This window comes from Parafilimonas sp. (assembly GCF_047606085.1).
Taxonomy (GTDB): domain Bacteria; phylum Bacteroidota; class Bacteroidia; order Chitinophagales; family Chitinophagaceae; genus Parafilimonas.
The window spans coordinates 25,067-33,183 of sequence record NZ_JASGEX010000116.1; the positions used below are offsets into that span (position 1 = coordinate 25,067).

General features: G+C 38.0%; 10 protein-coding genes and 1 pseudogene. 10 read left to right on the forward strand and 1 reads right to left on the reverse strand.

The features are described 5' to 3' along the window. Positions 1–70: 70 nt before the first annotated feature. The 10 genes from QM629_RS10220 (at position 71) to QM629_RS10265 (ending at position 7,473) form a co-directional block, all read left to right on the forward strand. Positions 71–2,302, forward strand: a complete 2,232-nt coding sequence (locus QM629_RS10220; protein WP_415159766.1) for a TonB-dependent receptor domain-containing protein — start codon at positions 71–73, stop codon at positions 2,300–2,302. 70 nt (positions 2,303–2,372) lie between these two features. Then, positions 2,373–2,831 carry a hypothetical protein gene (locus tag QM629_RS10225; RefSeq protein WP_415159767.1) on the forward strand — a complete coding sequence of 153 codons (459 nt, stop codon included), beginning with the start codon at positions 2,373–2,375 and terminating at the stop codon, positions 2,829–2,831. 266 nt (positions 2,832–3,097) lie between these two features. Continuing rightward, positions 3,098–3,778, forward strand: a complete 681-nt coding sequence (locus tag QM629_RS10230) for a hypothetical protein (RefSeq protein WP_415159768.1) — start codon at positions 3,098–3,100, stop codon at positions 3,776–3,778. Between the two features lie 83 nt (positions 3,779–3,861). Beyond that, entirely contained in the window at positions 3,862–4,455 is a 594-nt protein-coding gene (locus tag QM629_RS10235; RefSeq protein WP_415159769.1) for a hypothetical protein, read from the forward strand. A gap of 9 nt (positions 4,456–4,464) precedes the next feature. After that, positions 4,465–5,049 (forward strand): hypothetical protein, encoded by a 585-nt coding sequence (locus QM629_RS10240; RefSeq protein ID WP_415159770.1) that lies wholly within the window; start codon positions 4,465–4,467, stop codon positions 5,047–5,049. A gap of 14 nt (positions 5,050–5,063) precedes the next feature. Beyond that, entirely contained in the window at positions 5,064–5,384 is a 321-nt protein-coding gene (locus QM629_RS10245; protein ID WP_415159771.1) for a winged helix-turn-helix domain-containing protein, read from the forward strand. 50 nt (positions 5,385–5,434) lie between these two features. Next, positions 5,435–5,611 (forward strand): hypothetical protein, encoded by a 177-nt coding sequence (locus QM629_RS10250; protein ID WP_415159772.1) that lies wholly within the window; start codon positions 5,435–5,437, stop codon positions 5,609–5,611. A 201-nt stretch (positions 5,612–5,812) separates the two neighbouring features. Continuing rightward, the gene (locus QM629_RS10255; RefSeq protein WP_415159773.1) at positions 5,813–6,121 is read left to right on the forward strand and encodes an RNA recognition motif domain-containing protein; all 309 of its coding nucleotides are present in this window, start codon (positions 5,813–5,815) and stop codon (positions 6,119–6,121) included. 435 nt (positions 6,122–6,556) lie between these two features. After that, complete coding sequence (locus QM629_RS10260) at positions 6,557–7,030, forward strand: Dps family protein (protein ID WP_415159774.1); 474 nt, start codon at positions 6,557–6,559, stop codon at positions 7,028–7,030. 56 nt (positions 7,031–7,086) lie between these two features. Continuing rightward, the gene (locus tag QM629_RS10265) at positions 7,087–7,473 is read left to right on the forward strand and encodes a hypothetical protein (RefSeq protein WP_415159775.1); all 387 of its coding nucleotides are present in this window, start codon (positions 7,087–7,089) and stop codon (positions 7,471–7,473) included. Positions 7,474–7,626: 153 nt separating this feature from the next. Here the strand turns inward: QM629_RS10265 and QM629_RS10270 are convergent. Next, positions 7,627–7,833 (reverse strand): annotated as a pseudogene (locus tag QM629_RS10270) (hypothetical protein); the annotation flags it as partial. Positions 7,834–8,117: the final 284 nt, after the last annotated feature.

Here is an 8,117-nt window from a genome sequence, read left to right on the forward strand (position 1 = left end):
AAATATAATTTGGTTTATATTACAAACTACTTTATGTTTGTTTAAGAAATAGCTTAAAAGCGCAGCAACAATGAAAAACATTTTTATTATAATGCTGATGTTTTTGGAAATGAATGCAAGGGGGCAAACAAAAATATCCGGTCATCTGAAAGATAATAAGGGCAAGCCGGTTATCGCAGCCAGCATTACAGTAAAAGATTCTTATGATGGCGCCACTTCTGATTCATCCGGCAATTTTATTTTTATAACAACAGAAACAGGCACGCATGTTATAACCATTATCAGCAACGATTTTGAAAACTATGAGGCACCTGTTGATTTAAACGGCGATCCTTTAACTATGAATATTTCACTAAAGCCAAAATTTAATGAACTGAAAGCTGTAACGGTAACTGCCGGTTCCTTCGAAGCTGGCGACAATAAACGTGCTGCAACCGTGCTTAACTCCATTGATATTGCCACAACAGCAGGTTCCAATGCAGATATTACGGCTGCTTTAAAAACATTACCGGGAGCGCAGCAAGTCGGCAACCAGCAAGGATTGTTTGTGCGCGGCGGCACCGGCGAAGAAACCCAGCAATTTATTGACGGCACTTTAGTAAACAATCCATACTATACCAGCGTTCCCGATATTGCAACACGTGGCCGCTTCTCTCCTTTCCTGTTTAAAGGAACCGTGTTTTCTACAGGTGGTTACTCTGCTTTATACGGCCAGGCTTTATCTTCTGCTGTTATTCTTGAATCAATTGATTTTCCCGACAGCACCGCCGGCAATGCGATAGTTTCGCCGATAGTTGTTGGCGGGGGCATTCAGCATCTTTCAAAAAAGAAAAATTTTTCATGGGGCGCTGATTATAGCTATGCCAACCCCTGGGTGTATTTTAAAATTGTAAAGCAAACGCCTGATTATTTTGATATGCCGGAATTTCATTCCGGTGATGCTAACTTTCGCATAAAAACAAACGGCGGCATCATTAAATATTATACAACCTTTAATTACAACCACCTTGGTTTGCGCAGGCCTGATATTGATAGTACAATTTATAAAGATGCCTATAACATCATCAACCATAACTGGTACAACAACCTTAGTTGGCGCCAATCTTTAAACAATGTCTGGAAGATGAACATGGGTTTATCGTACAGTACCAACCGGGATGACATTCAGCAACAGGTGCAGGACTCTTCCAACAACGATAAAACATTCAATTACCAGCCGTGGATAAGCAAGAACTTTCATTTAAAAAGCAGGCAGGACCTTTTTCAAATTAAAGAAGTGTTTGAAAAACGGTTGGGTGGTTTAAGCGCCATACGATTTGGCGGGGAATACTGGTATGGATATAGCCCTAATCAATACATCAACATTGACAGTAATTACATCAATACTTTAAGAGATAATTATGCCGCAGTTTTTGCGGAAACAGACATTTACGTTGCGAATGACCTTGCTTTAAAAATAGGTGGTCGTTATGAATATTCATCCATAATAAAGCAGGCTAATATCGCGCCGCGTGTTTCGATGGCCTACAAAACAGGAGAAGGCGGGCAGGTTTCCCTGGCTTATGGCATCTTCTATCAAAAGCCATTGAACAATGAACTTTTTTACAGCACTAATCTTGGCTACACAAGAGCCACACATTACATCATCAATTATCAGAAAACAGCTAACAACAGGATATTTCGCGTTGAAGCATTTTATAAAAAATATCATGATCTTGTAAAAACTTTTCCAACCTATAACAACAGCGGGACCGGTTTTGCAAAAGGCGCAGAATTATTCCTGCGTGATAAAACAACCTTTAAAAACGTTGATTACTGGATAAGTTATTCTTATCTTGATACAAAAAGGGATTATTTGAATTATCCAGAATTGCTTGAACCAACGTTTGCCGCACATCATACCGTTTCGCTTGTGGTAAAAAGGTTTGTAACAAAATGGAAAGCCGGCTTTAATGCCACATACACGTTTGCCACAGGCAGGCCTTTTTATAATTTCCTGTTCAATAGTTCAGCATATAAATATGTAATAAACGATCATGGCCGTACGCCCAATTACAACAGTATGGGCATTAGCGCTGAATATTTGCCAAGCCTGGGAAAGAAAAATGCAAAAACATTTATTGTGCTGTTTGCAAGCGCGACCAATGTGCTTGGCCAGAAGCAGATATACGGGTATAATTATTCTTATAACGGCCTGAACAGGCAGGCGGTAATGCCGCCGGCAAATCGCAGTTATTTCATTGGCTGTTTTTTAAGTTGGGGCATAGACCGCAGCCAGGATGCAATTGATAATAATTTATAAAAAAGCTCCAGGCCTAACGGGAGTTAAAATGAAACAAAAAATTTTCCTTTCGGAATTGAGGGTATAAGTTATGAAACCATTAATTGTTCTCCTTGCAGTTTTTGCATTATGCCTTGGTATAACTGCATTAGCCGGTAATGCTGATATTAACTTAAGCGGAAGAATCGCTATGTCTGCCATGCTTTCCTTTACAGCTATGGGTCATTTTAAATTTCCCGGAGGTATGGCCATGATGATGCCGCCGTTCATTCCAGCCAAAAAGCAAATTGTTTTATTAACAGGTGTAATAGAGGTGTTGGCTGCTATAGGCTTGCTTGTTTCTTCATCATTAAGAATAACAGGTATTTTATTAATCGTATTCTTTTTGCTGATTTTACCTGCTAATATTTATGCTGCAATAAAAAAAGTAAACCTTGAAAAAGCAGATCATTCAGGCAATGGCATAAGCTATTTGTGGTTTAGAGTTCCTGAACAAATATTCTTCATTGCATGGGTGTATTATTTCACTATTAACGTGAGTTCGGGATAAGCGATATGTTTAAAGCTTGCAGATAGACCTCACCTAAATCCTCTCCAAAGGAGAGGACTTCCGACGCCCTAAAACTCATAAAACATGCAAAAAATCATGTTTTTTTCTTGCCCTTCTCCAAAGGAGAAGGGTTGGGATGAGGTTGAAATAGCAATCTAAGCTTATCCCTAACTCACGTCTATTAAATAAAAATCAAAACCGTTTATATGAACATTAATGAACACAATAAAAAAACAGTAACAATAAAAAATTAAAAACAAATAACCATGAAACAATTATTATTGGCCGTAGCTATTATATGTACAGTTGCGGCACAGGCGCAAAGCGATAAATACGCCAACGCAATGCAACAGCAGCTTGATAAATTCGACTCGGCAAAAACGGTTGCCGATTATGAAAACATTGCTGCAGCATTTCAGCGCATTGGCGATGCAGAAAAAACACAATGGCTGCCTTATTACTGGCAGGGCATTGCATTGGCACGTACCGGCTGGATGTATTTTCCCGACGACAAAGGTGTTGTAGCTGCAAAGGTTAACGAGCTTGATAAAACGGTTGATGCGCTTGCCACGCGCATTAATGCAGCAGCAGATAAAGCAGATGCTGTGGCAAAAGATAACGAAGCTAAATCAGAAATATTAACGGTTCGCAACATGGCGGCTACACAGCAAATGATCATTGATCCGCAAAGCCGTTATATGACGTATGGAGCGCAGGCTGCTGCTGATTTGCAAAAAGCCATGCAGTTAAACCCGAATAATCCGCGCGCTGCATATTTGCAGGCCATGAGTGTATATGGTACGCCGGAACAGTTTGGCGGTGGCAAGGATGCTGCAAAACCGTTGGTGCAAAAAGCTGTTGATCTGGCCAAAGCAGAACAGGTAAAACCCTTGTATCCGCACTGGAGCCTGGAGCAAAGTGAAAAAGTTCTGGCAACGTATCAGTGAGTTGATTTGCTGATTAAGTTGGCAGGCTATCTGTATCAACTTAATCAATTGTTCAACTTATCAAACCAATCAACTTTACAGATATGAATGAAAACGATTTCTCTCCCCGGCAAAGCCTTCAGCTTATAGAAAGCATGATAAACCGTGCAAAAGATAAGTATGCCGAAGATGGTTTTATGTACCTGCTTTGGGGATGGCTGGTTTTTATATTAAGTATTATACAGTTTGTTTTACTGCATGTATTTAATTATGCATATCACTATATTGTGTGGCTTGTAACTATTCCTGTTTTTATTTACCAGATTTTTTATACAAAGAAAAAAAACAGAAATCAGAAGGTGTTTACTTACACTGATGCTATTATAGGTTATGTGTGGATAACGTATGCAATTGTAATGCTGCTGCTTTGTTTTTTCATAGGCATTTTAACATCGGGTGAATATTTCAAATACATCATTCATATATTATTAGCCGTTTATGGAATGCCGGTATTTTTAACCGGCATTATCATCAAGTACAGGCCATTAATATATGGCGGCATTGCCTGCTGGGTTTTATGCATCCTGTCAACCTTTATAAAAAATTATGATTACCAGTTTTTGTGCATTCCTGCTGCTATGATCGTTGCCTGGATAATTCCCGGTTATAGCTTGCGTGCAAAATATAAATCACAATAAAAGCTTGCTATGAAAGAAAAGCAACTGTCGGGCGAAGAAAGCTTTAAGCTTATCAACCGTATGATACACGAAGCCAAAGGCTATTTTTATGAAAGCGGCCTGGGCGGCATTATTTATGGTGTAAGCATTTTTATATGTTGCTTGCTTGCCTCGCTTTTTGAAAGCCAAATAATTCGTTTCCCATTTCATCCGCTGTTTCTTTTAACGCCGGTGTTCTTTATACAAGGCTGGGTTCAATACAAAGAAGAAAAAAAGAAAAAGGCAAAAATTTTTACAGATGAAGCAATTGATTATGTGTGGGTGGGTTATTTTCTTACTACGTTTGCAGCGCTTTGCGGAAACTTTGTAAATGCAGGCTATATCATCATTACTATAATTTTATTTCTTACCGCGTTTGCCTGTTTTATCACAGGCATGCTTGCAAAATTCAGGTACCAGGTTGTGTGCGGGCTTATGTGTATGTTAATTGCCATTGCTTCTTTCTTTGTTCAAAACGCAAATATTTATTTGTTGATGGCTGCCACAGCAATTATTGTATGGCTTATACCAGGCCTTATTTTAAGAGCGCATTTTAGAAAACTGCAACATAGCTAAAGAAGAGAATTTGTATGGCTGATGATATAAAACAGGTAGGAAAAATGTTTAAAGATTTAGACCCGATATTACACTCACAATTACGGCTTGCAGTAATGAGTTTGCTGATAAGCGTAAAGCAGGCTGAGTTTACTTTTCTAAAAGAAAAAACAAACTCAACTGCCGGTAATTTAAGTGTGCAGGTTCAAAAGTTAAAAGAAGCCGGTTATATTGAAGTAATAAAAGAGTTTAAAGATAATTACCCAAATACTACGTGTAAAATAACAGCAAAAGGCATTAATGCATTTGAAGAGTATGTAAAAGCTTTACAACAATACCTGCAGGTAAAAAAATAATTTTATCAATAAAAGGCACGTAATTTGAAACCATTATCAATAAAACTTTAATGACACAGCCAAAAGAAAAGATCAGCAATAATATTCAAGCCAACTTCAATCATTCCAAGGAAGTGGCTTACTGGTCAAAGAAATATAATGTAAGTCCTGTTATATTTCAAAAAGCATTTGAACAATCGGGTTATTCTGTTTCAAAAACGCTGCAGTTATTGCAGGGGCAGTCTTAAACTATCTTATTGTTAAGAATTATAAATAAAATATTTATTACAGGATACTTTGTTTTTTAAATGTATCTTTGCGCTGTATTTGAGTTTATAGTTAGTAATTGCACAAGATTTTCTGCTACAGATTTTTCTGCTAATAGTTATCCTTCAGTATTTACAATATTATTTTCTCAGTTTTTAGTTAATTAAATTTTATAGAAAAGCATGAACATTTATGTTTCAAACTTAAGCTTCAACGTACAGGATGAAGACTTAAGAGAGTATTTTGAAGAATACGGAGAAGTTTCTTCAGCAAAAATTATTACCGACAAATTCACAAGCCGCAGCCGTGGTTTTGGTTTTGTTGAAATGTCCGACGACGCTGCCGCTGAAAAAGCAATTGCAGAATTGCATGGCGCATCTGTTGATGGCAGAACCATCAGCGTAACTGTTGCAAAACCCCGCGAAGAAAGACCAAGAAGCAATAACAACAGCAGAAGGTCGTCTTACAGTAATAGCAACAGCAGGTGGTAAGCTTTATTAACCGTATTAAAAAAGAGCCCAAAAGTTGAGGGCTCTTTTTGTTTTATGGCAATCCTGTAACCGTGAAAAACGAAAGGCTTACTTTAAACCGGCGTCGTCACGCTATCGCTCCATCTGTTTCCTGCATATTTGGATAACGGTTATACCGCCGGTTATTATGTTTATCAATAGACAAAAATGCTGGAAGAAGATGCACGCTCATAGTTTGCAGAGAATGGCCATCTTTTCCGCGATATAATCTTATCCCCGGCAATGCAGAAGATTGTAATAAATGTTTAAAGCTTTTGCAGCCGGAGCCGGAGTTAAAAGCAATGGAAAAAGATTTAGCCTTGCCGGTTAATTAAAATTACATTTATTGGCGTTTTGAGTAGCTGGCAAATACTTTTTTATACCTTAGTTATATTGAAAAATTAAAAACAAAACATTATGGAACCATCAATCGGAATAACGCAAGACCATCTCACATCTGTATCACATGCGTTAAATTCTATTTTGGCTGATGAATTTGTATTGTACGCAAAAACAAGAGGCGCTCACTGGAATGTGGAAGGGCCCGATTTTCACAGTATGCACCTGTATTTTGAAAGCCAGTATGAAGCTTTGCAGGATATGATTGATGATGTGGCAGAACGCATTCGTATGCTCGGTCATTATGCATCAGCAACGCTGCATGAATACGTTGAATTGACGCATTTAACGGAAGAAACAGTGGAACCAAATACTTCTGAAGGGTTTATAAAATCGCTGTTGAATGATCACGACACAATCATTATTCATTTGCGGGAGCACATCAATTATTTCAATGATAAATTGCAGGATGCAGGTACGGCAGATTTTATAACGGGCTTAATGGAAAAACATGAGAAAATGGCCTGGATGCTGCGGGCGCATTTAAAGTAAATCCAATAATTAAAACAGCCCGGGTTTAGCATAAGTTTACAACAAAAAACTTTTAAATGAATCTAACGATGGCTTCAGTTATGCACCTGCATTTAAAATACAGGCTTTGGATTGCTGAAATGAACGCCGATATTAATGTATTGCGCATTTTTAATGATTATGCGCATTGGCTTAAAACATACAGCAGCAATAAAGACGTTGAGGAGCGGCTAAGGCTTTACGAACAACATTTTTCAGAGTTGCGAAAAGACCTGGATGTGCTGCGGCATGAAATGCATATAACAAAAATGAAGCTGGCGGCTTTGTCAAAAAAAGAAGATATAAGCCTGCAGGAGGTGAAAGATGATATTAAGCACCAGGCATGTAAAGAACGCTATGAGGCATTCAGGGAAAAATTCGCGGCAATTAAAAAAGAGTTTAAAAAATTAGGCGCTGGTATTTAAAGCCGCTTAAATTTATAAAAGAGGCTGTCTTTAAAAATCAGGACAGCCTCTTTTATTTGAAAAAGGGTTGGCGGCATTTTATTATCCTGTATCAATAATTAATACAAGCCACTTTCTGCGTAAGTAATTCCTGAATAACATACACATATTATTACGGTACTCCCGGTAATACATCAGCATCATTAGTAATTGATCTTCTATAGACAGTTTGGCTTCCCTGCCACGATTGGGGTGCTTGCGCCTTTGTGCCTTTACGGTTTTAATGACAAAACACATTTTCTCAAATGTGCTTCGTTTCACACCTGTTAAGCGACGAAATTGCACACAGGTGATTGTCTTTGGTATATTTTTCCATATCATCCCTATCTTCTATCAACTGTTGTTCCTTTCTCCATACCAATTTTTCAACACATGTCAATATCGTTTAATGCAAGAGGTCTAATTTCTTCAGTTGCGCGTTTAAAAAATCATGCAGCTCTTATGGAATCTTATTACCTGCATATTACTATAAATACGAGGCGCCGCCGGAGCCAGCATATTTCTGCTATCTTGATGCAAACCATCGCTCCAAAGCTTACTTTAAAAATATAAACATGGGCATTACATAAAATACATGAAGGAATGTATTGCGCACCAATGCACGA

Coding starts and splice junctions, on each gene's coding strand:
- QM629_RS10235 (WP_415159769.1), top strand. CDS start 3,862: ATGAATGAAAACGATTTCTCTCCCCGGCAAAGCCTTCAGCTTATAGAA.
- QM629_RS10230 (WP_415159768.1), top strand. CDS start 3,098: ATGAAACAATTATTATTGGCCGTAGCTATTATATGTACAGTTGCGGCA.
- QM629_RS10245 (WP_415159771.1), top strand. CDS start 5,064: ATGGCTGATGATATAAAACAGGTAGGAAAAATGTTTAAAGATTTAGAC.
- QM629_RS10240 (WP_415159770.1), top strand. CDS start 4,465: ATGAAAGAAAAGCAACTGTCGGGCGAAGAAAGCTTTAAGCTTATCAAC.
- QM629_RS10225 (WP_415159767.1), top strand. CDS start 2,373: ATGAAACCATTAATTGTTCTCCTTGCAGTTTTTGCATTATGCCTTGGT.
- QM629_RS10220 (WP_415159766.1), top strand. CDS start 71: ATGAAAAACATTTTTATTATAATGCTGATGTTTTTGGAAATGAATGCA.
- QM629_RS10265 (WP_415159775.1), top strand. CDS start 7,087: ATGAATCTAACGATGGCTTCAGTTATGCACCTGCATTTAAAATACAGG.
- QM629_RS10260 (WP_415159774.1), top strand. CDS start 6,557: ATGGAACCATCAATCGGAATAACGCAAGACCATCTCACATCTGTATCA.
- QM629_RS10250 (WP_415159772.1), top strand. CDS start 5,435: ATGACACAGCCAAAAGAAAAGATCAGCAATAATATTCAAGCCAACTTC.
- QM629_RS10255 (WP_415159773.1), top strand. CDS start 5,813: ATGAACATTTATGTTTCAAACTTAAGCTTCAACGTACAGGATGAAGAC.